The 24,467-nt window shown below is 56.4% G+C and carries 24 protein-coding genes, 1 tRNA gene and 3 pseudogenes; 13 read left to right on the forward strand and 15 right to left on the reverse strand.

Annotated elements, in window-relative coordinates; genetic code table 11:
- Nucleotides 1–22: 22 nt before the first annotated feature.
- The 3 genes and pseudogenes from BK667_RS33720 to BK667_RS25260 form a co-directional block, all read left to right on the forward strand.
- Nucleotides 23–165, forward strand: a pseudogene (locus tag BK667_RS33720) (type II toxin-antitoxin system ParD family antitoxin); the annotation flags it as partial.
- A 23-nt stretch (nt 166–188) separates the two neighbouring features.
- Entirely contained in the window at nt 189–533 is a 345-nt protein-coding gene (locus BK667_RS25255) for a type II toxin-antitoxin system RelE/ParE family toxin (RefSeq protein WP_123599243.1), read from the forward strand.
- A gap of 62 nt (nt 534–595) precedes the next feature.
- Nucleotides 596–840 (forward strand): annotated as a pseudogene (locus BK667_RS25260) (type II toxin-antitoxin system ParD family antitoxin).
- A 291-nt stretch (nt 841–1,131) separates the two neighbouring features.
- Here BK667_RS25260 and BK667_RS25265 read toward each other — a convergent pair.
- Genes BK667_RS25265 through BK667_RS25275 form a run of 3 tightly spaced genes read right to left on the reverse strand, consistent with a single transcriptional unit; the run spans nt 1,132 to nt 5,441 of the window.
- Nucleotides 1,132–2,796, reverse strand: a complete 1,665-nt coding sequence (locus BK667_RS25265; protein ID WP_123599244.1) for a N,N-dimethylformamidase beta subunit family domain-containing protein — start codon at nt 2,794–2,796, stop codon at nt 1,132–1,134.
- Complete coding sequence (locus BK667_RS25270; protein WP_123599245.1) at nt 2,793–4,142, reverse strand: MFS transporter; 1,350 nt, start codon at nt 4,140–4,142, stop codon at nt 2,793–2,795. Before BK667_RS25270 ends, BK667_RS25265 begins: the two co-directional genes overlap by 4 nt.
- 48 nt (nt 4,143–4,190) lie before the next feature.
- Nucleotides 4,191–5,441 carry an MFS transporter gene (locus BK667_RS25275; RefSeq protein WP_123599246.1) on the reverse strand — a complete coding sequence of 417 codons (1,251 nt, stop codon included), beginning with the start codon at nt 5,439–5,441 and terminating at the stop codon, nt 4,191–4,193.
- 102 nt (nt 5,442–5,543) lie between these two features.
- On the opposite strand from BK667_RS25275, the gene BK667_RS25280 reads away from it, so the two are divergent.
- Complete coding sequence (locus BK667_RS25280) at nt 5,544–6,512, forward strand: helix-turn-helix transcriptional regulator (protein WP_123599476.1); 969 nt, start codon at nt 5,544–5,546, stop codon at nt 6,510–6,512.
- A gap of 37 nt (nt 6,513–6,549) precedes the next feature.
- Here BK667_RS25280 and BK667_RS25285 read toward each other — a convergent pair whose 3' ends face one another.
- From BK667_RS25285 to gcvA, 3 genes are all read right to left on the reverse strand, one after another.
- The gene (locus BK667_RS25285; RefSeq protein ID WP_123599247.1) at nt 6,550–7,311 is read right to left on the reverse strand and encodes an SDR family oxidoreductase; all 762 of its coding nucleotides are present in this window, start codon (nt 7,309–7,311) and stop codon (nt 6,550–6,552) included.
- Between the two features lie 29 nt (nt 7,312–7,340).
- Nucleotides 7,341–8,168 (reverse strand): EamA family transporter, encoded by an 828-nt coding sequence (locus BK667_RS25290; RefSeq protein ID WP_123599248.1) that lies wholly within the window; start codon nt 8,166–8,168, stop codon nt 7,341–7,343.
- Between the two features lie 74 nt (nt 8,169–8,242).
- Nucleotides 8,243–9,148: a transcriptional regulator GcvA gene (gene gcvA / locus BK667_RS25295; RefSeq protein WP_123599249.1), complete on the reverse strand. Its 906-nt coding sequence runs from the start codon at nt 9,146–9,148 to the stop codon at nt 8,243–8,245.
- A 463-nt stretch (nt 9,149–9,611) separates the two neighbouring features.
- Here gcvA and BK667_RS25300 point away from each other — a divergent pair, with 463 nt between their 5' ends.
- Both BK667_RS25300 and BK667_RS25305 read left to right on the forward strand, forming a co-directional pair.
- Nucleotides 9,612–10,142, forward strand: a complete 531-nt coding sequence (locus BK667_RS25300) for a 4-hydroxylaminobenzoate lyase (protein WP_123599477.1) — start codon at nt 9,612–9,614, stop codon at nt 10,140–10,142.
- Entirely contained in the window at nt 10,084–10,707 is a 624-nt protein-coding gene (locus BK667_RS25305) for a chorismate--pyruvate lyase family protein (RefSeq protein ID WP_148060163.1), read from the forward strand. Before BK667_RS25300 ends, BK667_RS25305 begins: the two co-directional genes overlap by 59 nt.
- A gap of 71 nt (nt 10,708–10,778) precedes the next feature.
- Here BK667_RS25305 and BK667_RS25310 read toward each other — a convergent pair whose 3' ends face one another.
- The 5 genes and pseudogenes from BK667_RS25310 to BK667_RS25330 all read right to left on the reverse strand — a co-directional run bounded on the left by BK667_RS25310 (nt 10,779) and on the right by BK667_RS25330 (nt 14,317).
- Complete coding sequence (locus tag BK667_RS25310; protein ID WP_123599251.1) at nt 10,779–11,426, reverse strand: HD domain-containing protein; 648 nt, start codon at nt 11,424–11,426, stop codon at nt 10,779–10,781.
- A gap of 54 nt (nt 11,427–11,480) precedes the next feature.
- Entirely contained in the window at nt 11,481–12,185 is a 705-nt protein-coding gene (locus tag BK667_RS25315) for a nitroreductase (RefSeq protein ID WP_123599252.1), read from the reverse strand.
- Nucleotides 12,186–12,318: 133 nt separating this feature from the next.
- Nucleotides 12,319–13,281, reverse strand: a complete 963-nt coding sequence (locus BK667_RS25320; RefSeq protein WP_123599253.1) for a LysR family transcriptional regulator — start codon at nt 13,279–13,281, stop codon at nt 12,319–12,321.
- A 209-nt stretch (nt 13,282–13,490) separates the two neighbouring features.
- Complete coding sequence (locus tag BK667_RS25325; RefSeq protein WP_311198938.1) at nt 13,491–13,871, reverse strand: cupin domain-containing protein; 381 nt, start codon at nt 13,869–13,871, stop codon at nt 13,491–13,493.
- Between the two features lie 5 nt (nt 13,872–13,876).
- Nucleotides 13,877–14,317, reverse strand: a pseudogene (locus BK667_RS25330) (carboxymuconolactone decarboxylase family protein).
- A 112-nt stretch (nt 14,318–14,429) separates the two neighbouring features.
- Here BK667_RS25330 and BK667_RS25335 point away from each other — a divergent pair.
- The 7 genes from BK667_RS25335 (at nt 14,430) to BK667_RS25365 (ending at nt 20,157) form a co-directional block, all read left to right on the forward strand.
- Complete coding sequence (locus tag BK667_RS25335) at nt 14,430–15,350, forward strand: LysR family transcriptional regulator (RefSeq protein WP_185058277.1); 921 nt, start codon at nt 14,430–14,432, stop codon at nt 15,348–15,350.
- 270 nt (nt 15,351–15,620) lie between these two features.
- Entirely contained in the window at nt 15,621–15,863 is a 243-nt protein-coding gene (locus tag BK667_RS25340) for a hypothetical protein (protein WP_123599254.1), read from the forward strand.
- Between the two features lie 31 nt (nt 15,864–15,894).
- Complete coding sequence (locus BK667_RS25345) at nt 15,895–16,290, forward strand: hypothetical protein (protein WP_123599255.1); 396 nt, start codon at nt 15,895–15,897, stop codon at nt 16,288–16,290.
- 722 nt (nt 16,291–17,012) lie between these two features.
- Entirely contained in the window at nt 17,013–18,143 is a 1,131-nt protein-coding gene (locus BK667_RS25350; RefSeq protein WP_123599256.1) for a sensor histidine kinase, read from the forward strand.
- Nucleotides 18,144–18,398: 255 nt separating this feature from the next.
- Nucleotides 18,399–18,650, forward strand: coding sequence for a hypothetical protein (locus BK667_RS25355; RefSeq protein ID WP_123599257.1), 252 nt, complete (start codon nt 18,399–18,401; stop codon nt 18,648–18,650).
- Between the two features lie 31 nt (nt 18,651–18,681).
- Nucleotides 18,682–18,909, forward strand: a complete 228-nt coding sequence (locus tag BK667_RS25360; protein WP_123599258.1) for a hypothetical protein — start codon at nt 18,682–18,684, stop codon at nt 18,907–18,909.
- 588 nt (nt 18,910–19,497) lie between these two features.
- A complete protein-coding gene (locus tag BK667_RS25365; protein ID WP_123599259.1) occupies nt 19,498–20,157 on the forward strand; it encodes a carbonic anhydrase in 660 nt (219 codons plus the stop codon).
- Nucleotides 20,158–21,269: 1,112 nt separating this feature from the next.
- Here BK667_RS25365 and BK667_RS25375 read toward each other — a convergent pair.
- The 4 genes from BK667_RS25375 to pheT form a co-directional block, all read right to left on the reverse strand.
- A tRNA-Pro gene (locus BK667_RS25375) sits at nt 21,270–21,346 on the reverse strand.
- A gap of 89 nt (nt 21,347–21,435) precedes the next feature.
- A complete protein-coding gene (locus BK667_RS25380) occupies nt 21,436–21,792 on the reverse strand; it encodes a MerR family transcriptional regulator (protein ID WP_003179985.1) in 357 nt (118 codons plus the stop codon).
- Nucleotides 21,773–22,075, reverse strand: a complete 303-nt coding sequence (ihfA, locus tag BK667_RS25385; RefSeq protein ID WP_002553164.1) for an integration host factor subunit alpha — start codon at nt 22,073–22,075, stop codon at nt 21,773–21,775. Before ihfA ends, BK667_RS25380 begins: the two co-directional genes overlap by 20 nt.
- A 3-nt stretch (nt 22,076–22,078) precedes the next feature.
- On the reverse strand, nt 22,079–24,460 hold the full coding sequence (gene pheT, locus BK667_RS25390; protein WP_123512628.1) for a phenylalanine--tRNA ligase subunit beta: 2,382 nt from the start codon (nt 24,458–24,460) through the stop codon (nt 22,079–22,081).
- Nucleotides 24,461–24,467: the final 7 nt, after the last annotated feature.

Here is a 24,467-nt window from a genome sequence, read left to right on the forward strand (position 1 = left end):
CATGTGCTCGCAGGGAAAATGATTGGAACAGCGCATCGCTGAACACAACGCCAAAATTGAGGCCCTGCGTCAGGCCACGTCGATCGGCGGCACGGACGCTTCATGCAGCTGAACGAAGGAGATCTGAAGCACTACCTTGAGGGCTTGGGCCTGGAGGCCACCCTCCATGCGAGTGAGAAATACGGAGTATGCCGCAGTATCGGATTACCAACGCGGCGCGCGCTGACATTGTCGACATTCTCAGATTCTATCGGACGCAGTTCGGCGATCAAGCCCAGGCGCTGATCCTCTCGACGCTGCAATCCATTGCCGGCACGCCTTATCGCACTGGCTGCCACGACCGCGATGAGCTTGTACCAGACCTTCGCAGCTATCACCACGTCTACTCACGCCAGCAGGCCAAACACCCTCATGGAATGGTCAAAAGCCCACGCCATATCGTGTTCTATCGTGTGGCAAATGACGACGTGATCGAGGTCGTAAAACTCCTCCACGATGCCATGGAGGTGTCATCGCACCTGCCGACTGAATAATCCAAATATCATTGACGCTCTACCTCTGCATTCCCCCATTACGTGTTTCTAGGGTATGTCCCATGACTACTGTGCGGAAAGCGATCACCGTCACCGACCAGCAGGATAGCTGGATGAAGGCACAGATCGAGGCAGGTCATTACGCCAATGACAGTGAGTTCGTTCGTGATTTAATTCGTCGCAATCAGGAGCGCACTACGGAGGTTGATGCCATCCGTACCGCATTGCTGAGGGTGAGGCCAGTGGTAAACCTCGCCTGTTTAACCCCACATCGTTCAAACAGAGGATGCTGAACGCCCATGCCTGAATGAGGGTGTTACGGCGTCGACGCAAGCGCCATTCGGGCAACGGCAGGCCCTGGGTTATGACTTCCGGTCCATGCTTCATACCGCAATCAGTGGTTTTGCTCAGGAGGTGCAGACTGGTAAGTTTCTGGGGGCCGGAGTACGTTCTGACCCCCGGTACCCAGGCGTCCAGCGCTCAGCTTGAACGCCTGGGGTGCGTTCTCCGCCAGAGCCATTTTCAATGATCTACGCACCTTTGAAACAAAGCGCCAACTTGACGTTATGCCAAAGCCATAACTTCCTTTTTAACGAGATCAGCGAACCTCCTGCGTATTGCGCAAAAAACGGTCAAGCACATTTTTTGTGATCATCACGGTGTAAATGTCTGCTTGCATGAGCCCATGTACCCATTCGCACGTGGCGGCGGTAAAGACCTCACCTTGACCTTTGTGGAAGTGCACCACCATGCCGGTCCCGCGGCTATGCAAATGGATGCTGGCGTCGCTAAGGTCGGGCGCCAGGATGGAAGCACGAAACCGGGCATCGCCATCGCCGAGCATGAATGAATAGGCCTCTTCGGACCGGCCATGCTCGGCATTGGTCGCCCAGCCCATTGCTAGGATTTGCAGTCCACCGGGCGCGCCGTCTGTGCCGAGCGGTTCTGGGAGGCCGTCGACGAACGTGTATTCCAGGCCATCCACCTCATAGCCGAAGATGTTGGCTTCGTCTCCGAACATGTCCGCGTAACCCAGGCCCGTCCCCATAAACGCCCAGTGCTTCGGCCTGAAGACTGTGTACCCGCGCGGGCTGCGCGGTGCCATCCCCCCAAAGCTGCCGTATATCCCGCGCAAAGCATTCACCCCGAACGTCCTTGCCCCGGGGTGATTTACCCTCGGATCTTCCCAGGCCCCTGTTAGCCGATGAGGCTCGGTAGCCGCCACAGGATCGAGCGCACCAGCGTCGTACTTGTAGGCCACCTGCCTCCGGCCTTCATCTTCCAAGCGGATCTGCCACATGAAATTGCCGGCGAAGCGCGCGACCTTGCCGCCGCCCTCGACAAAGGCGTCGACATGGTCGCGCATTTCCCGCGTCCAGTACTCGTCGTGCCCGGCGAAGACGGCGCAGCCGTAGCCCTCAAGCGCGTGCGGGTCGTGATGCAAATCGTCCTGGGTCACGATATGCACCCTATAACCTTGCTGTTCGGCCCAGACCACAAAAGGTCTCTCGTAGGAAGCCCACCCCGCCAGCGCGTAGTACTTGGCGTAGCCGTTAAGGGAGGCCCATTCGATGAACTCATAGCGCGCCGGCCCTGGCTTGCGGGGCCGGGTCGCGTTGACGCAACGTGGTGCGTCCTCCGGCAGCCAGACCTGCCCTCGCGCCCAGGGGCGCTGCGCCGACAGCAACGGTGAGCGGCCACGCGGCGTGCCGGGGTGGAGGCCAAAGTAATGATTGGCACCGCCCCAGTCGTTATAAGCGGCCCAAGTCGATGTGGCCGCAATGAGCACCAAGGCATCGGCACGCTTGCGCAGCGCCTTGACGATGAACAGATGATGCCCGAGTACGCTGTCAGCACCATCGCGTACTTCCACGATATAGCCACCCTGCTCGGCATCCGCTGGGATTGACCATTGCATGAAAACTGGCCATTGGCAGCCATGCTCATAAGCACGTTCGGGTATGGGGTGAAATAGAGCGTCAAGGCTGTCGGTGGTATGCAGCGTGCGGGCGATGGCGCCATCACGATAGATCCGGAGTCTCACTTGTGGCCGGTTCGACGACAGATACAGGCAAACCGAATCACCCGGGCTATAGGCGCGGCGATCCGAGTAGCACCAGGCGGCCGCCGGGCCCGACTCGGAAGGGACTTCCACCCAGGTCTCGCGTGCGGCCTGACGGGGCCCCGAAGTCTGGCTGACGGTCACGTTGGCGCCCGGTCGTTCACCTCGTGCAGCGGCGTTTTTGAGGTCTGAGGAATTCATTGAATCGTACTCCTTTGATCGGCTGATTCTGCGGATCGACCAGCCAATGTATTTACGCTGACTCGAGCGCCAGGCGCCTCGATGTGCGCAAGGTCGATGCCCGCCGTTTCGTCGATAAGAAACCCTGCCAGGACAGTGACTACGCCCAACCCGATCACATAGCTGACGTACAAATAGCCAAGGTCAGCGCCGCTAAGATAGTTGTGTAGATAGGGGGCGGTGCCGCCAAAAATCGCCACCGAAACCGACGAGACCAAGCCGACGCCCTGGGCCCGTGCCTGGGTGGGTACCTGCTCACACAGCACGGCAGGGAAAATCGCCGCGATCAACGACCAGGCGCCTAGCCCCAGCACCTGGGCTAGGAACAGCGTGTAGGGCTCAGTGGTCACCATTATCGAGATGGGATAGGCCAGCACGATCACACCCAGGCCCCAGGCGATGACCATGGGCCGGCGCCCTACCCGATCGGACAACATCCCGCAGACCGGCAACCAGCACACACACAGGATCTGTGCCAGGAGACTGGCCACATAGGCACCCGTGGCGTCCATACCCTGGGCAATCGCCGTCGAAGCGCCGAACGTGACCCAGGCGTAGTAAGTGACATTGGCGGCCGCTGCAAGCATGACGATGTTACGCGCCACTCGTAGCATCTCCCCCGTGGACAGCTTGCGCGGCGGCCGCGCTTGCCCCTGCTGTTCTACGAACACATGAGATTCCTGCGCACCGCGGCGCAAAAACAGCGCGTAAATACCGAGCACTCCACCAATGGCGAAACCGATCCTCCAGCCGTAGTCACCCATGGCCTGCGCGCCCAGCAGCCAGGTCAGCGCTGCCGCCACAGCCGTCGCTGCCATCACTCCCAGCGTCACCCCCACATAGACCGAACTCGACCATAAGCCACGGTGCTTGCTTGGGGCTATCTCGGCGACATAGGTGTAGGAAACCCCTGTCTCGCCACCATGGGCAAGCCCCTGCATAAGCCGGAAAAACAGCAGCGCGACCGAGGCATACAGGCCAATGCTCTGGTAATCAGGGATAAGCGCGATCCCCAGGCTGCTGATCGCAAGTAGCAGCATGGTGAGCACCATGATGGTCCGGCGCCCCAGCCGATCGCTCAGTCGGCCAAACAACCATCCGCCGACAGGGCGTGCGACAAAGCCAACCGCAAACACAGCAAGGGTCGCGAGCATCGCCGAACGCTCATCGGTCTTGTCGAACAGGTTGCTTGCCAGGTACACCGAAAAGGTTGCGTACAGAGTCCAGTCAAACCATTCAAGCGCATTGCCGATACCTGCTGCGCGCAACGATTTGAGGCGTCCTTGGTGAGACGTCGTATTGTTCATGGGGTATCTCCTGGTTACGGACGGATCGAAGCGGTTTGGCAAACCGGATCAAAGGTGCAACGCGGGTTTGGGCTGGCGAACGCCTTGGGCAGAAGGGACGCGAACACGCAGCGCAATCAGCAAAGCGGCCAGCAGCATCAGCACGGCCGCCGCGACGAATACGCCTGCGCTGCCACCGAGGCTGAACACTGCACCGCCAGCGGCGGCGCCCGTTGCGATGGCTGACTGCACAGATGCCACCACCATGCCTCCGGCGCTTTCCGCCTGATCAGGTACCGCACTGGCAACCCAGTTCGACCACGCCACCGGTACACCACCAAAGGCCAAGCCCCAGATCGCCAGCAGTACCGCCTGCCCCGGCAACGAGGCCGGCAACAGCACCAACGCCAGTGCTGCAACGCCGACCAGCGCGGGCATCAACACCAGAGTGGCCAGCGGGTGGCGCTCCAGCAGCTTCCCGGCCAACAGCGTGCCGGCGAAGTTCGCCACACCGAACCCCAGCAACATCAGTGACAGCCCTTGCGGGCCGATGCCGGTAGTACTTTCAAGGAATGGCCGAACATAGGTGAACATCGCAAAGTGGCCACTGTGCACCAGCACACAACCGAACATCCCCATGGCGATGCCCGGACGCTGCAACACCTCGAGCACGGTACGCAGACGTGCCGGCCGGCGCGGCGCAAGGCGCGGCAGAGTGAACGACTGGAAAGCCAGGGTCACCATGCCTACCGCCGCCGCGGCAAAGAACGCGCTGCGCCAGCCATACAGCCCGCCCAGATAGCTGCCCAGCGGCACCGCCACTACCGTGCCGATGGCGATGCCGCTGAAAATGATCGACAGCGCCCGGGGCAACAGAGCACTCGGCACCAAGCGCATCGCTACCGCCGCCGCCATGCTCCAGAACCCGCCAAGGGCAATGCCCAGCAAGATGCGCATCAACAGCAACACCGCGAAGCTGGAGGATACGGCGACCAACAGATTGGAGGCGACCATCAACGTGGAAAAACCCAGCAAGACCCAACGTCGGTCGATGCCGCGGGTCAGGCCTGGCACCAACAAGCCAGCGAACAGCGCCACCACTGCGGTCACCGTTACCGCCTGGCCAGCCAACGCTTCGGACACTCCCAGGTCGGAAGCCATCAGCGTTAACAAACTGGCCGGAAGGTACTCAGCGGTCAGTAATCCGAACACACCCATTGCCAACGAGAAGACGGCCATCCACGCGGGCGTCGCAGGCTCTACGTCCGCGCCGACGCCGGGATGGCGGTCGGATACGGCATTACATACACAGTCAGTCATTGCACGGATCTCCCAATCTTCATTGCGAGCCGAAGTCTAGGCGCGGGAAGCTGGATGATCTATGATCGAAAATCTCTACTTTTTGACTAAAACACCTGAATGATGCTTGCAGATCAGTTTGCTCTCTCCTCGGATCTCATCAACGAGCTGTTGCGCGGCATGCGCCTGCGTGGCGTCGAATACCGGCGTATCCAGGCGGGTCCAACCTTTGGATTGGGCTTCGCGGAAAAACCTGGTCATGCCTGGTTCCACTTCATGGCCGTCGGCAATGCGGTACTGCGAATGGAGGACGACAGCACCTACGCGCTGTCTGCCGGCAACGCCGTGTTCATCTCCCATGGCGCGGCCCATCAACTGTTTTCCCATTCGGGCGTGCCGGTTCAAGACATCGACCATCTCGGCGGCGCGCCCCTCGGTGACACCGTCAGCGCGGTGGATACCGGAACCGATGCCAGCCCCACGCCGAGCACTATTTTGTTCAGTGGTTGTATGGAGTTTGAACTGGGCAGCATCCATGGTCTTGGTCGGCTGATGCCGGGTCTGATGCTGATTGATGCCGGCGGCCAGCGTTACCCCGGACTGGTGCCTATCCTGACCACCATGGAACGCGAGGTCAGCGCCGCCCGTGTCGGCTTCGCCGGTATCCTTGCGCGGTTGGCCGACGTAGTGGCTGCCATGGTCGTTCGCGGCTGGGTGGAGTGCGCCTGCGGCAATGCCTCTGGGCTGGTCGCCGCCTTGCGCGATCCACGCTTGGCCGGTGCACTGCTTGCGCTCCATCAACAACCGGGCCGCGAGTGGACCGTTGCGCAACTGGCCGAGCACTGCAATACCTCGCGTTCGGTGTTCGCGGAGCGCTTCCAGGTGACGATTGGCATGACCCCGCTGCGCTATGTCACCGAACTGCGAATGCGGCTGGCAAGCCAGTGGCTGACGCTGGAGAGGCTGCCGATTGAAGAGGTGGCGCAACGTCTGGGCTATACCTCCCAGGCCGCTTTCAGTCGTGCATTCAAGCGCATTACGGGCAAGACACCGGGTTTGAGTCGCAAGGTGAGGCAGCACGCTGTTACCTGAAGCCGGGCGCAGGTAGCCAATGATCCGAGCCTTTGACTCATTTACCGCCCGTTACGTCGAGGAATGTACCGGTAACGAATGATGCCTCCGCGCTCGCCAGCCATAGAATCGCGCGTGCGACCTCCTCCGGCTGACCACCCCGCCCCATGGGGATCGAGTCCTTGACACGATCGACCCGCCCCGGCTCACCGCCACTGGCATGCATTTCGGTATAGATATGTCCGGGGCGAATGCAGTTAACGCGTATGCCTTCGCGAGCCACCTCCTTTGCAAAGCCAATGGTGAACGTCTCCAAGGCGCCTTTCGACGCCGCATAGTCGACGTACTCATTGGGGCTGCCAAGGCGCGCCGAGGCCGATGAGACATTGATCACCACGCCGCCCGGGCCGTTGTGGCGGTAAGCCATGCGCTTCACGGCCTGTTGGGCACAGAGTATTGGCCCAATGGCATTGACCGCAAAGATGCGCTGCATCCGCTCGAAGCCGAGGTCCTCCAGGCGTGATTGAGGCGCCAGCATCCCGGCGTTATTGACCAGTATGTCGATGCGTCCGAAGGTGCGGTCGATGGCCGCGAACAAATCGGAGACTTGTTGGGGGTCCGCACTGTCCGCGCGCATCGCCAACGCTTTGCGCCCGAATGCTTCTATATCCGCGGCCACGGCCAGCGCTGCGGACTCGTTGGCAACGTAGCTGATAGCGACGTCATAACCTCTTGCGGCGGCAAGCCGGGCGGTTGCTGCCCCCACTCCTCGACTTCCACCAGTGATTAGAATCAGCGATGCCTGCGAGACGTTGACCATGAAACATAGCTCCTGAGCCGTTGGCTATATCAGCCGATGATGAGTGTGCCGCTGGCGATCACTGCGCACGCCAGTATCCGGCGGGCGGTGAGCGTCTCGCCGAGAAACACATAGCCGATCAATGCCGCAAACAGCACGCTGGTTTCGCGCAATGCCGATACCGCGCCCAGGGGCGCTTCGTTCATGGCGTAGATGACCATTCCATACGCAAGCAAAGAGACCAGCCCGCCGACCAAAGCGGTCACGGTTCCAGGCCGGACGGAAAACAAGCTGCGGGTGTCACGTAGGCCGATGTAAACCACCGGCATCAGCACACCCCACAGGGCGCACATCCACACCGTGTAGGCAAGCGACGCACCGGAGAGCCTGGCGCCGATGCCGTCGACCACGCTGTAGGCCGCGATAAAGCAGCCCGTTCCCAGCGCATAGGGCAGGCTGGGAACCGACAGAATGCGCCCTCTGAAAGCCAGCGAAATAATCCCGCCTGACACCAGCGCAATACCGAGTAACACGCCAGGCGTGATGCTTTCTCCGGCAAACACGGCGGCCCCCAAAGTGATCAGCACCGGCGACAATCCACGTGAAATCGGATAGATCTGCCCCAGGTCGCCGACGCGGTAACTGCGCACCAGAAACAGGTTGTAGCCCACATGCAGGAACCCCGAAAGCACCGCGTAGGCCCAGCTTTCAATCGCGGGGGACACCATGAACGTTGCGGCAACGACACTGGTGATGGCGATGGCAATGCACATCACCGTCATGGACCACAGCCGATCGGCGCCGCTGCGCAGCAGAGCGTTCCAGCTGGCATGCAGGAGCGCGGCGAAAAGCACGAGGAAGATGAGATGAATAGGCATGCGCCACTTTAGGCAATCCGGCGCAGGGACTAAAGCGAAGTCTCCTCATCGAAGCATGAACGTATTCTCATAACTCACTCATCCGGTCGTTGGACTTTCAGTGCCTCGCTGACCAACCATTGGCGAAAGTTGGCGATGTGCGGTTGCGATTCAATGCCCTTGGGGCAGACGAAGTAGTAAGCCAATGGCGATGGAAGCGGCACATCAAACAGCCGCACCAAACGGCCATCGCTGATTTCGTTCTCGACATGCCCGCTGCGCACCAATGCAACGCCCTGGCCAAGCAAGGCCGCCTCGACCGTCATGTTGGTATCGGCAAATCTGACGCTCTCCTTAAGCGGCAAATAGGCCAGCCCGACAGCTTGAAACCACACCTCCCACTTTGGCACCAACTCGGCGCCATCCCGCGTCAGCAGCGGGAAGTGCAACAAGTCTGCGGGGCTCTGCGGTGCTCCAACGCGTCGCAACAGTTCGGGACTGGCCACAGGAAATACCTGCTCCCCAAACAGGAACTCCGAATGCAGACCTGGGTAATTGCCCTTGCCGAGCCTGATCGCAACATCAGCCTGGCCGTGAGAGAAGTGGATGATTTTATCCGTGGTGTCCAGCGAGACCAACAGCGCGGGGTGCTGACGAGAGAGACGCGGCAAGCGTGGCAGCAGCCATTTGAGCGCGAAGGAATAGGTGGTGCTGACGCTGAGTCGAACCCTGCCGTTTTGCTCGCGGAGATCACTCAAAGTCGCCTCCAAGCTGATGAAAAATTCACGCACGATGGGCGCCAGCGCAGCTCCCGCTGCCGTGAGGCGTAACGCCTTGCCACGTTCAAATAACTGCAGCCCCCAAAGCACCTCGAGATGCTTGAGCTGGTGACTGACCGCGCTTTGAGTAACATGCAGCTCCTGTGCGGCTGAAGTGAAGGTCAAGTGCCGGGTGGCAACTTCAAATGCGCGCAAGGTCGCGGTGGGCGGCAAGTCTCTCATAAGGGCAGTATCCAGCGAGTTATCAGAAAAGCGCATGCATGAACGCTAGCTCATGATAGAGCTAAACTCACTCGAAACGTCACTTGGGGACCATCACATCAGCGTAAGCGGCATCACCTGTTCTGCTCTGAGCGCAGGGGTTTTAACCAGCTACACATTTCAACGAATGTAGGGAAATCGAATTGGCTTGAGCGTCGTGCCATATGGCGGGCCATGAGGTGGGCCATGTTAATTTCAAATGTTTCGCAGTTGAATTCAATACTGCGGATGGGGGCACTGAAAAGAACTAAAACTGGTGCGCTAACGCGACTTGGTGAAGTAATCCTTCACTCTGTTTGGTGAACGTGGAGTTGTGTACAGCATCGACTGAACACTGTGCATTTTGATCGTGCAGGAAGTTCTCTTTTGGTGATGACAAATGTATGGGAGATTGCCCAAACTGTCCCATGAGAGAATAATTGTAATGAAACAGCGTGATGAACTGATTAGGCGGTGTGTTGAGTTTCTATCTGAAATCAAAGACAAGACTGCTGGCGCAAACATAGAACCCTGGCTTAATGACCATTACGGGCCTGACACTGAAACTTACCAAAGAATCGCTGAACTGGTGAGAGAAGGTGTCGCGCAGGGATGGGTGGCTAACACTGAAATCAGTGGGTCGCATTATCGTCGCAGCCGTTTATGTGAACCGTCTGCGGAAACCTTTTACTTCAGCATCACCGCCGTCTATATGGACAGCAAAGGTCACGAACTGGATAACCCGCAGCACACATTTCGAGGGGATTATCACTGTCATCCCTACGGAGAACTCAACATGGTGATCCCGCTCGACGAGGACGCAGTCTTGGCCGGACCTCTTGGTTGGCAAGGCGCCGGCTGGACCGCCCCTGCACCTGGAAGCCATCACTATCCTGAAGTGAAGAACGGAGCATTGATTGCTTTCTTTTTTCTACCTGCGGGCCGAATTTCCTATGACGTTCAGGCAAATGGCTGAGTTGCAGGTGCGTGATCGTTTCTTGCAACCTGGGGCGCGCTGGCATATGGGTAGCGATTGTCATTCATTGATGAATCCAACCACCAGAAATTGGCTATTGGACCGAGGATCGCTGACCCGCCGCTTGAAACTTTTGTCCGGTAACGAATTTCAAGTCATTCCGTTGCGGAACGAGGCCGGGCCGCCCCAGCCAGCGGAGTGCAAGCTACTGGAACTGGAAACAGGCGCCATCGGCTGGACACGCGAGGTGTATCTGGCTGGGCTGGGGCGTCCTTGGGTTTTTGCACGGTCTATCATTACTTCTCTTGATCGTGAGGCTGGTGATTCGCCTTTATTCGGATTAGGGGAAGTTCCCCTTGAAACTGTATTATTTGGCAACGCCCCTTATCAGAGAAGCGAGATTGAGGTGTGCCGGTATATGGAAAACGGGCAGGCAGGTCAACAGGACGCTGAACCGCTTTGGGCCAGACGACCAATATTCCGTCGGCAAAAAAATCGCATTCTTGTCCAGGAAATATTCCTGCCAGAACTTTGGGATGAACTGCGGAAGACAGAGTTTGTATAGTAGGAGGCGCGTATGGATTATTACGCGCCTCTATACACCTTTTTTTAAAACAGCGGGGCGAAGCAGTTTGCTTATCGATGTTCCCAATGTGAACAGAGGATGATGCTGCACAGATCTGTGCGCTTGAATTTAGGGTCCTTATAGGCAAGGAAGTCATCGTTGAAAGTGCCGAAGGTACTTTGGGGACGATGGTTCATTCCAAGGTAAAATTCGTCGATCATCTTGTGAGCGAATCGGGCTTCCCGCGGATAGGCCGAAATCACCTCATCTCGTTGGTCGTCGGTAAATTCTTCAAAGCCACGTCCCGCGACGTCCATTCCTGCACCCGCCTGTAGAAGGGCGATCTCAGAATGCATGTGTTCCGGGATGCCCGGAGTGGTATGGAGCGCGATTGCGTTCCAGACCTTTTCCACATCCGTGGCGCAAATTCCATGACCGCGCAGAAAGTCACGTGCTGCGTTGGCGCCGTCTACCTCAAAGCGGAGCTGGCTGTTGTTGTACTTCGACGTCAGGCCGACATCATGGAACATCGCCGCGGTATAGAGCAGTTCAGGGTCAAAAATCAGGTCCTTTCGTTTACCTGTCATCGCCCCCCAAAAGTAGACGCGTGTGGAGTGTGAAAACAGTAAATCACTTTCGGTGTCGCGAATGAGTTCAGTCACTTCCCGGGTCAGTTGGCTGTCGGGAATGCTTACTTTGAAACGTTCGGTCAGTGGCATGAGTGCGATCTCTCCAATACGCCAATACAGGTGTTGGTCGGGCTTCACAAACGTTTAGAAGCCGTGAAGCGAAGCAAACGCTTCGATTGAAGCCTTTGGCATTTGCGGACGCCGCCGGGCCCATTGCGGATCACCAAACCCCATCGCCATGCCGCAGACCACCAACTCTTCAGAAGCCAGCGGCAAGCAGCTACGAAAAACGGTGTGGTAACGAGCAAGGAACTCTTGCGTGCAGGTGTCCAGTCCTCGCGATTTGGCGGCGAGCATTATGTTCTGAATGAACATGCCCAGATCCAGCCAACTGCCTTTTTCAAGCCGCCGATCAATGGTGAAAACCAACCCGACCGGTGCATCGAAGAAACGGCAGTTGCGTTCGGTCTGAGTCGCCCGTGAAGAAAGGTCATCATGAGCGATGCCCAATGAACCGTAGAAGATCGAACCGAACTCCCGGCGACGGGAAGCGTATGGCTCCGGCAATGGGTCCGGAAAGTAGCTGTATTCAGAAGAGGGTTGAGCCGGCTGTTTGTGCGCGGCGATGATGGCGCCTGTCAACGTGGCTTTGGCAGCCCCTGTGGTGACATAGACCTTCCACGGTTGCACATTCGCTCCTGTGCCGGCATGACGCGCGGCATGGAGGATGGCTGTGATCACTTCAAGCTCGACTTCACGATTCAGGTAAAAGCGATTGGCAAATCGACTTACCATGATCTGCTCGACTTCAGTCAGCTCAAGTATCGACTCGGTTTGGGCATCAGGCATGATTCACGTCCAGTCATTTAACGTATTAAGGTCCTGACTACCCTACGTTGCAGATTTGCCGTCACTGAAGTGCAATTTTCATCACATGAAAATGCACACCGTGCATTCAGTTTACAATGACTGTCGGCGTAGGTTACGGTTCTACAATCTCCGCAGACGGTGCCGCATTGGATAGCATGCTGCGCAGCCAACTATGCCCTGGGTCGTGAGTATGTCGTTCATGCCAGACCATTTGCACGGCACGTGGTGGGGCTTGCCAAGGCAGTTGCGAAGCGCACGCTACGCCTGATTGGTGGAACAGATTCGCCAGAGTGCTTGGAACGATCGCGGCCATTTCGGTGCCGGACAGCAGGCTTGGGACGGCAAGGAAATGCGGTTGCACCACCTTGATGTCGGGGTATTTTCCGATCGAAGCAAACGCGGCTGTCAGAGCGTCCCGGTCAAACATTTCAGTGCGCCGCGTCAAACCGCGTTCGGAGAATTCGCCATCTTCCGAGCTGCCTGTGGAGATGACCAAAAGCGGGAGGTTTGAAAGAGCGTCTAATCCTATCTTGCTGTCGGCGAGTGGGTGATTTTTGGCAATCACCATCATGTCGTGCTCCTTGAACAGCACTTGTTCGCGCAGCCGGTGAGGAATGCCAGAGAACGACCCAAGGGCAATGTCCACACGACCTACGTCAATCTGCGCGGTCAGGTCGATTCGGCTGGCGGGCAATACTGTGAAATTCGCGTAAGGCGCGATGGTTGAAATCGTCCGTAAAAAGTTCGGCAGTATCACCGCTGTCATATGATCGGTCGCGGCAATACAGAACTGGCGATCGGTATGACTTGCATCAAACTCTCTGGGACCGACCGCACGCTCGATCGCTACCAAGGCATCTCGCACCAGCGGTGCCATTTCGAGTGCCCGAACGGTTGGCTCCATCCCGTTCGTCGTGCGCACAAACAACTCATCGTTGAGCAGCGCCCGGAGTCGTGAAAGTGCATGACTGACCGCAGACGGGCTGAGACTGACGACTTCACTCGCCCGCAGGACATTTTTTTCCCGAATGATTGCGTCGAACACCCGTAGCAAATTCAAGTCCAGATTTCGCATTTCCAATTCACCACGTTTTCCGGCCTACCTACCTTTCATCCTGCCGTACCTGGGCATTTCGTTGGTACCAGCCCGATAAAAATTCTAGTCTGTTTCTCCGTCGCGCAAGCGGCACGGACGGGGTTTCGTCGAGGATGTGGGACGTAATCCCCGCCATTGGCGTCAAGGTTTATGGCTTTGATTCGGTGGGTTGCACCAGTGTCTCCTTATCATTGGAAAGCAACCAGGCGACGAGGGAGGCGGGCTGGGAGGTGCTTGGATTGCGCGTTACCCCGATGCAACTGACCTGGCTCTTCATACCATGCTTGTCCGGCTTTGTAGAGCTGCGGTGGCTGGCCGTCGAGCGCCGACTCAATTTCACCGCTCAGCACAACGACAAATACATGCCCTGGATGTCGATGGGGAGTGGATGTGGCACCAGGCGCGAAATCGACACGAACGGCAGTGGCCTTCGCAAAAGCCTGTGGAGGCAACGCAGCTTGAGCGATCGGAGTAACGATTTCATCTCCCGCGCCACCGCCATGAGCCAGGGCAACTGTACTGAGCATGCCTACGAACGTTGCACCGATTACTTTGACGAGCAAGTTCATGATGTTTACTCCGGCTGCATTGCGAAGCCAACGCCAAAGCGATTCCAGGCGTTGATCGTGGCAATCACAAAGGTCAATTCCGCCAGCTCTTGGTCGTTGAAAGCGGCGGCGACTTCTTCGTAGATATCGTCTGGCGCATGAGTCGTTGCGACCAGCGTCAGCGTCTCGGTCCATAACAGGGCGGCGCGTTCTTGCTGATTGAAAAAAGGTGTTTCCTTTCAGGTACTCAAAGCTGCCAGGCGACGTAATGTTTCACCTTGGTTAGCGGCATCCGTGGTATGCATATCAACGCAGTAGGCGCAGCCGTTGATTTGGGATGCCCGGATCCGTACCAACTCTCGTAATGAGAGTGGAAGCACCGATTCCGAAATGGCTTTTTCTAGCCCCATCATGGCCTTCATCGCCTGAGGAGCAGCGGCGTAATAGTTAAGGCGTTTTGAAGTCATTTCTTTTATCTCCAGTCAACCGAAGGTTTCGGCTCTGAAGCAACTGTATTGGCTGAAACTAACGAGATAAACTGGGGTAAATCGACTTCATTGTGCGAGAACTCGGATAATAATGGCTTTTGATCGATTGGAGGCGATGCGTGCGTTTTGCCGAATCGTCGAAACTGGAAATTTTACGCGCGCGGCGCACGCATTGAACGTGGCGAAAACGACCATAACCGGCCAGATACAGGGCCTTGAGTCGCTGTTGTCGGTAAAGCTGTTGCACAGGACCACTCGAAGGGTAACTCCTACCACAGATGGTGCCGCATACTATCCGCGTGCCCGCGCCGTACTCGATGATATCGACGAACTGGAAGTGTCCATTTCGCAGAGTCGTACCGAGGCGCGCGGGAGGGTGCGAGTGGAGATGTCTTCTCCAGTCGGGACATGCCTCATCATTCCATCCCTACCTGACTTTTCGAAGTTGCATCCGAATATTCAACTGGACATCGGCTGTAGTGAACGCGTGGTCGATCTTGTGCAGGAGGGCATTGATTGTGCATTTCGAGGCGGGCCGATCACGGATGACGGACTGGTGTGCCGGCCGGTGGGACAGATGCGCTTCTGCTTGTGTGCATCATCCACGTACCTCAGGAATACTCCCCCAATATTGAAGCCAGAGGATTTAGTGCATCACCGGTACCTTGGTTTCACATTTCCAGGTTCGGGAAAACAGCTGACCCCAGTGCTGCGGAACGGGGGTAGAACGTTCGCGATTGATCAACTTCCGGCAATGCGTTTTAACCATGGGGACGCTTACATGACAGCCGGGCTGTCAGGACTTGGCATCATTTCCGTGCCTCTGGCGCAAGCAAACCCGTACTTTCAGTTGGGACAGTTGATACCGGTTCTACCTGACTGGAACTTAGGCGGCATGCCCATCAGTCTCGTCTATCCCTACTCGCGGCATTTATCAGCCAGGGTGAGGGTCTTTGCGGACTGGGCAGCAGCGTTGATGGCAAACGATCCTCATTGGAAGATAAACGCATGACCGCCCAGTAATTCGATGCAGCTCTAATTTGGCGCAAGCGTCGAGCAGATGAACTTGCGCGGTAACTTGTCTGTGACATGTCTGGGGTGTGCACTGGATACAGCAACGCAGCATCCAGCGATCCAACGTGTTTTTTAGCTGACAACGACCATGTATCGCGCCCTATGGCTCTATTTTGAACCTCTGCTCCTCGGTCCCGGTCATGTAGTTCACGTGACATCGATGCCTTTCCGCCGATGAGGTTCAGAAGGTAAGTATGTGGAGCGAACCATGAACGAAGTCATCAATGATTTGCCCGAAGCCATCCGCGAGCAGGCTGAGAAAGTACTTGCTGAAATTGAAAGCGCTGGATCAATGATTTTGGCCATCAAGAGCGGCGCCCAGGCTTACGGATTCGTGCAGGGATTGGTCTGTGCAGGCGGTATCACAGCAGGCCAGGGAGAGGTACTTTCCGAGCTTTTTGACAAAACGGCCGAAAAAAGATTAAAAATTTTAACCCTCGGTTTGCCCTGAGGGTATTGATGGAAATCAGTAAGGGGACAGGATGAAAAAATTCATTTTCCTTATGGTGTTTGCCTCACTCTCCGCGTGCACCTCGACGTCGAAGTTGGCGGAAGACGGCGATCCGGTTCCAGCATCTCGCCTGTATGGCTACTTAAAAAAATCTGATGCTCAACTGGTCGTCATACACGACTCAGTGCTGGATGGGGGCTGCATGATTCGTTTGTCCATTGATGGAAAGCCTGCGGCCGATATTTTCAACGGTGAGATTGCCCACTTCGGCGTCACCATCGGAACACATAAACTCGTGGCTCGACCGCTCACAAAATGCAAGAAATCTGAGCTGAGCGAAGAGGCGATCAACGTGAAAGCAGGAGATGCTTTGCTTCGACGTATCGCCGGAACAGCCATCCAGTCAATTCCCCTCCCATCCCAGTGACGACTGCTGGCAATATCTGCTACCCACTGCCTACAAAGCCCAAGTCCACTGGGGTAATAAAAACCATTTTTTGCAGTAGATCCTGCTTGAGTAAATCGTCCATAGCGAGGGTGGCATCGCCCCCCCCCCGATAATGCCGTTACCACTAAAATTGGATTGTGCTTAGCGTCGTTTCGCCGGTGGGTATAGAAGGATTTCAGGCCGCTGAAAAACGCTCGCAGGAAGCTGTACAAAAATCTAATATTGTACAACTCTTGTTGAACTTGTGATCATCATGACTCCTTCAGAACGACTCATCGTTTGGCACCATAACTGGAGCCTTTCACAGAAAGTCGTCACTTGCAGGTCATGCAGCGCCTCGCAGTCGGAACTGGATAGGGGAAGCGATTTCCCTCACAACCCCAAGTGTCCGAGAGCGCTTCTTCAGTCACGTCCCTGGGACAAGCTTGATGAAATCCCACCTGCCAAGCCCCCTCGTCCATGCTGATACGACTTACCAACCTCCGACAAGAATCACCGGCTGCAGAGACGTTGTCCAATGCTGCAAAGTCCCCTGAGTGGGCTTGCGCTCATGCAGGGGGGGGGTTGTGACTTACCTTGAAAGTGAACAGGCCTCAATGCTGGCCATTCATGCCAAGTGACTTAATCGGTGCTCTAATTCAATCAAGTTGTTTCGCTCCCGTTTTCGACCTCGATTACGACTTCATACCAGGATCAACGGCATGCGCCTGTCTGACTTCATCATCAAAAATCTCGAACCGATTCTGCAAGCGTGGGAAGACTTCGCAAGAACCATTGAGATCCCTGGCGAAGCTCTGGACTCCAAGGCTCTGCGCGATCACGCCGAACAGATGCTTCGTGCAATAGCGATAGACCTATGCACGTACCAGTCTGCGCAGGAGCAAATTGCCAAGGCCCAGGGTAACGCTCCTATCGAGGAGTTGGAAACCGCTGCCGAGACCCATGCGGTCACGCGTTTAATGGCAGGTTTCACGCTGGATCAGATGGTCTCTGAGTATCGTGCGTTGAGGACAAGCGTCCTCAGTCAATGGTTGGGTCAGATGAAGGCAGGGACCGTTCTGGAAGTGGACGATATGATTCGCTTCAACGAAGCCATTGATCAGGCTCTCGCCGAATCGATTGCGAGCTACTCACGCGCGGTAGAGGCTTCACGCAACGTTTTTTTGGGCATCCTTGGCCATGATTTGCGCACGCCACTGGGCGCTATTTTGCTCGGTGCCGATGTGTTGCGGCGCGCGGTTGATATGGGGGCACGTAAGACTAAAATTGCATTGGGAATATATACCAGCGTCAGACGAGCCAGTCAGATCGTCGGCGACTTGCTGGATCTAACCCGCTGCCAAATGGGCCCTGGGATTCCCGTCAAAAAGGGAAATATTGACGTCGCGCCACTGTGCACACGCATCGTTGAAGAAATCCAAACCGCTCATCCAAGCGCGGAAATCGTCTTTAAAGTGGAGGCATCGGCTCGCGGTGAATTCGATGGCGCCCGCATGGAGCAAGTATTTTCCAATCTACTCAGCAATGCTGTGCAGCATGGCGATTTGCAGTTTCCTATTAAGGTTTCACTGGAAGTAAAAGACGGCAGCGTCATTTTCGTCGTCCACAATTTTGGGGAGCCGATCCCGAAGGATATTCTGCCCTTCATTTTCAACCCCGTGGGACGGTTCTCTCAACATGCTTCACTTGATCTAGGCCCTAGTACAGGACTGGGCTTGGGCCTATATATCGCCTCCGAGATCGTGGCTGCTCACTCAGGGACTATCGACGTAGACTCCGACACTGAGAGCGGAACTACATTCCTCGTAAAAGTGCCGACAGGGAAATACTAGGTCCAGCCACCGTCAATATTGCGTGGGACAGGAATGTAAATGATTGGTTGCGTTACCGCCGGCATTAACTGCGAGGGAGGGAAAGCCCGGTGCCAGTTCCGAAGCAACATCTGAAGAATACTCGTTACCTGATGTTCAAGACTAAAACATGAGAATTAAGTTTTCTTAGCACAGGTGCTCAAGAAATTATCCCTAAAGCGTAGGCGTTACGCGGAAAAGGTAAAAAGTGTCGCGATGATCCGGACGGTGGAGTAGATGGCTGATCTAATAAAAGGGCTCGACGGACCCAGAACCGCCCAGCAGGAGCTGTTTTATGGCCTTGAGGACTCTGCTGCAATCATCAGTTGGTCGGTGATTGAACTGACAGACATGGCTAGTAAGTCCAATGAAGGCCAATCTGCCTTTTTTATGAAAATTTGCAAGATGTTGAAAGCCGAGCAGGACAAGCTACGCGGCTATGCGGCAGAAGTGAAGACTGGAACTATTGTGCGCGCCATACCCGAATAAGTGGCGTGGTAGGAATTTTTACGAGGTAATCATGGGGCCAAGAAAGCCTGCGGTGGGACTGAAGCGTGACCTTAAGGACATAGCTGATAATTTGGAGCTTGTCTCTGGTGAGCTGAGCATGCTGGCTGAGCGCATTGATGGAGTGGATATCACCGCCGTCCTCAATCTGATGTCGATGCTGTACAGCGACGCAGACAAACTCAAGGCTTATGCGGCAGAGGTGAAAGCGGGGAGGATTGTGCGGGCCAAGACGGGGTGAAAATCTATTCGCGGAGCCCTGACCGGCGTCTTTTTTTCTAACACCCTGGCAAGATGCAAGTGATGGTATAAACTTTTAGTTGATCCTCATGACTTTTTATAGCCCGTCTCCCCTTGACGGGCTTTTTTTATTTCTACCCTTTGCGCCCTTGCCTCAAGTCGCTCACTCCCTTGGGCAAAGACCGAGCCGGAGTGACTGTTCAGCACAAGCTATTTTGTTCCAGTGATCAGTTTTTCTTTATTGCAGCTACCATTTCCCAGCAGTTCGGCATGCTTTTCAGGATCTGGCAGACAGAGCATCAGATTATTCCAACCATGCCCCCGCTAGATTCAGTTAGATAAAGTCCTCTAATGTCCGTTTTCCGTCTGTCGCATTATGCGGCTCTTGACCCACACTCGCCTTTCAGGTCAGCGAAAGATAAATAGTACCAATGGGGGGGCGGTCATCCGCCGCGCTGGTCGTGGCTCGAAGTCCATCGCTGATCGGGTACAGCCAACGCGCGCGACGTCTGCAATAATGACGACGAAGTGGCGCGATGGCATATAGTGTGCTTGTGCCCGCATCCGGCATTCTGGTTTGGAGGACTCCATGCGTGACATTATTGACGGCTTTCTGCGCTTTCAGCGCGAGGTTTATCCGCAACGCGTCGAGCTTTTCAGGCAGCTCGCGACTACACAAAATCCGAAGGCGTTATTCGTCACCTGCTCGGACAGTCGTGTTGTGCCCGAACTCCTTACACAGCGCGAACCGGGCGAGCTGTTCGTGATTCGCAACGCCGGCAACATTGTGCCGTCGTATGGTCCCGAACCCGGCGGCGTCTCGGCCACCGTCGAATATGCGGTCGCGGTGCTCGGCGTACAGGACATCGTGATCTGCGGCCACTCGGACTGCGGAGCGATGGGCGCGATTTCACGCTGCACGTGTCTGGATCATCTTCCGGCGGTCGCTAACTGGCTACGTCACTCGGACGCCGCGAAAGCAATTAACGCGGCGCATGAGTTCGACACACCCCGCGCGAAGCTCGATGGCCTCGTGCGCGAAAACGTGATCGCGCAACTGGCGAATCTGCGTACCCATCCATCGGTGGCCCTCGCGCTCGAGCAGGGGCAGATGAATCTGCACGGCTGGGTCTACGACATCGAGGCGGGGTGCATCGATGCGCTTGATGGCGCGACACGACACTTCGTTTCACTTGCTGATTCGCCCACCACCGTTGCGATCGCTGCGCGCAACGGCAGACAGGTGTAATGGCGACAGACACTTGAGGGTGGCCGCCGCATTACTTCCGAAATACTTTCGCCCAAGCTAAGGCTAGCGAAGTGGCATTGCCTCTATCGGGCAAGTTTCGGAGCGGACCAGCCGTTCGAATGATTGCTCGGTGGGACTGGCGAACGACCAGATCAGGCCGTTCACTGCAAGTCATGTTTGCTAAGGGGGCGAATCATATCCCGCGCAGATTGTTGGTTGGGTCGCATGCAAATGGGTGGTCAAGTCAGTGTAATTGCGCAGACTGTCGGCGCTGATGCGATTTTGAACCAGGTTGCTGATATTAACTGACCCAGTTGCTGCCTTTGATATATTCCGCAATACCACCACTTTTTGAGTATTCGGGTAGGTCAAAGAATTCCGGCAACCTGGTTCAAAATCGCAGTAGCGCCAACAGCTTGGGCTCATCATCAGTGCGATGAGCGGTCCAACGCGAGGCCACGCTCAAGCCCTTCGCGCCTCCATTAGGAATCGAGTAGCGCAATGCGACATCTCTATCCCGGTGGTGAGCATCTTTAACTTGTAGGTTGTATGAGCCCTCACCTTTGCTGTTCGAGTCTATTCTCCCGGGCTTGACTCACATACCACATTAGTGGATGAGGTTTTTGCCGCGCCGACGTCGGAGGCATACAAAGTCTGTTCAATTAATGAGCAGAGCATCGTAAGCCCCGTATCCCACAGTGCCTAGATCCTTATCCACAGATATACGCACGCCATTTGTGGATAGTTTTGACGCGCATCCGCACCCTCTCAAGAAAAAGCAGAGGCATTCTGCGACCTGCGCGGCTGCCAATGGCTATTCGATCCCGGCATCACTCAGCAGAACTACCGCTACGCGGGAAGACTTCCAGCCTGATGATTAAAGCTGATGGATAACCTGCAATGGCTCGTAAGAGACGAGCCCCTTATATTCAAAGTGCCAAGAAAGAGAGATTACGTCGCCCTGAAGATCATGCTACAGAGCGCCATAATTGACTTCCGTGCCAGACGGAAACGGTGAGATTTCCATCAAGAGCCAGTCGTTTTGTAGGGGTAAAAACGTCAAAAAATAAAAAGGGGTCGCGAGATAAAATCTCGCAACCCCTTGATTTATATGGTCGGGACGGAGTGATTCGAACACTCGACCCCTAGCACCCCATGCTAGTGCGCTACCGGACTGCGCTACGCCCCGACTAGGCGTGAAACTCGTCCCTCATCTCGAGGAACGCTCAAGAATATATCGCAAGCTTTTGAAAACTGGAAGTATTCAAACGCAGGAATTTATTTCTTGAGCACAACCAATACATCTTCCAACTCGGCAATCATCTGCCGAATCATCTGTTTGTATTGAGTGGTGTCGTCTTTGGCTTCATCACCGGACAAACGCAAGCGTGCGCCGCCGATGGTGAACCCCTGATCGTAAAGAAGCGCGCGGATCTGCCGGATCATCAGCACGTCTTGTCGCTGATAATACCGGCGGTTTCCGCGGCGTTTGACGGGGTTGAGTTGAGGAAACTCCTGCTCCCAATAGCGCAGCACGTGCGGTTTTACCGCACACAGCTCGCTGACTTCACCAATGGTGAAGTAGCGCTTGCCTGGGATGACGGGTAGCTCGTCGTTATGACTTGGTTCCAGCATAAGCCTCAACTCGGGCCTTCAACTTCTGCCCTGGACGAAAGGTGACCACACGGCGAGCCGTGATCGGGATTTCTTCACCCGTTTTCGGATTGCGGCCAGGCCGCTGGCGTTTGTCCCGAAGGTCGAAATTGCCGAAACCGGACAATTTGACTTGTTCGTTGTCTTCAAGAGCGTGCCTGATTTCTTCAAAAAACAGTTCGACCAATTCCTTGGCCTCCCGTTTATTCAAGCCCAGCTCTTCATACAGACGTTCCGCCATCTCAGCTTTCGTCAGAGCCCCCATACGTCACTTCCTTAACGTGGCGTTCAACCTTTGTTCGAGCGAGGTGAGGATATTTTGCGTCGTGTTATTCACCTCATCGTCATTAAGAGTGCGCGATGGATGCTGCCAGGTCAAGCCAACTGCGAGGCTTTTTCTATCAGGATCAATGCCTTTACCCTGATACACGTCAAATAGCCTGAGGTCCGTCAGCCATTCCCCTGCATTTTCACGGATTACGTCCAGTACGGCGCTGGCGGCGACGTCTTTTTCGGCGATCAGCGCAAGGTCACGACGCACTTCAGGAAAGCGCGACAACTCTTGGAATTTAGGCATTTTACCCAACGCCACTTCCGCCAGAACCAACTCGAAAACGAAGACCGGACGGTCGAGACCGAGGGTTTTCGACAGTTCCGGGTGAATCGCACCGACGTAACCCACCAGACGCCCTTCGCGTTCGATGCGCGCGGTCTGACCTGGATGCAGCGCCGGGTGTTTGCCTGGAACGAACGTGAACGAATCCAGCGCACCGGCAAAGCCTAGTACCGCTTCCACATCAGCCTTGACGTCGAAGAAGTCCACGACATCGCGACCTTGTGCCCAACCTTCCGGCAGACGGCTACCGCACACAACACCGGCCAGCATCGGCTCTTGCTTCAAGCCTTCCAGCTGACCGACAAAACGCAAGCCGCTTTCGAACAGACGGACACGATCCTGCTGACGATTCAGGTTGTGCTGAAGCGCCTTGACCAGACCTGGCCACAGGGACGAACGCATCGCAGCCATGTCGTTGGAAATCGGATTGGCCAGCAACAGCGGTTCAACACCCGGATTAAACAGTTCGAATTGTTTCGGATCGATGAAGCTGTAAGTAATCGCTTCCTGATAACCACGGGCCACCAGCAGACGGCGCAGTTCAGGCAGATCGCTACGGGCTTCAGCCTTGGCTTGTGGCGCCAGGCGAGCTTGCGGGTAGCGGACTGGCAGACGGTTGTAACCGTACAGGCGGGCCAGTTCTTCGATCAGGTCAACTTCCAGGCTGATGTCGAAGCGATGGCTTGGCACTTCTACGCGCCACTGCCCTGCCCCATCGGCGGAAACGGTCAGGCCCAAGCCGTTGAGCAGACGCTCGACTTCGACAGGATCCATTTCCATGCCCAGCATCTGGGTGATGCGTTGCGCACGCAGGGTCACTGGCGCGATTTTCGGCAGGTGCTGCTCGCTGACGGTTTCGATGATCGGGCCGGCTTCGCCGCCGGTGATTTCCAGCAGCAGACCAGTGGCACGCTCCATGGCTTCACGGGCCAGTTGCCAGTCCACGCCACGCTCGTAGCGGTGCGAAGCATCGGTGTGCAGGCCATAGGAACGCGCCTTGCCAGCGACGGCGATCTGATCGAAAAATGCGCTTTCGAGGAATACATCACGAGTGGTCGCGGTGTTGACGCCGCTGTGCTCGCCGCCCATTACGCCGGCGATGGCCAGGGCGCGGGTGTGGTCGGCAATTACCAACGTATCGCTACGCAGGCTGACTTCCTGACCGTCGAGCAATACCAGCTTCTCGCCTTCTTCAGCCATGCGCACACGGATGCCGCCATTGATTTCGGCGAGGTCGAACGCGTGCAGCGGTTGACCCAATTCCAGCATCACATAGTTGGTGATGTCGACGGCTGCGTCGATGCTGCGCACATCGCCACGACGAAGACGCTCGACCATCCACAACGGCGTTGGCTTGGACAAGTCGACGTTACGGATCACACGGCCCAGGTAACGCGGGCAAGCGGCCGGCGCCAACACTTCGATCGAACGCACTTCATCGTGCACGGCGGGTACAACTGGAACCACCGGGCGGGTGACTTCGGCGTTGTACAGCGCGCCGACTTCACGGGCCAGACCGGCCAGGGACAGGCAGTCGCCGCGGTTCGGGGTCAGATCGACTTCGATGCTGGCGTCGTCCAGGCTCAGGTATTCACGAATGTCCTGACCGACCGGCGCATCGGCCGGCAATTCCATCAGGCCATCGTTGCCTTCGCCCACTTGCAGCTCGGCTTGCGAGCACAGCATGCCGTTGGACTCAACGCCACGCAGCTTGGCTTTCTTGATTTTGAAGTCGCCCGGCAGTTCGGCGCCGATCATGGCGAACGGAATCTTCAGGCCCGGGCGCACGTTTGGTGCACCGCAGACAACCTGGAAGGTCTCCGAGCCATTGCTGACCTGGCAAACACGCAACTTGTCGGCGTCCGGGTGCTGTTCGGTGCTCAGCACCTCGCCCACCACCACACCGGTGAATTCGCCGGCGGCCAGCGTAACGCTGTCGACCTCAAGACCGGCCATCGACAGACGAGCAACCAGCTCGTCACGACTTACCTGCGGGCTTACCCAGCCACGCAGCCATTGTTCACTGAATTTCATCCTGCTC

This window comes from Pseudomonas frederiksbergensis, assembly GCF_003732705.1.
Lineage (GTDB): Bacteria > Pseudomonadota > Gammaproteobacteria > Pseudomonadales > Pseudomonadaceae > Aquipseudomonas > Aquipseudomonas frederiksbergensis_F.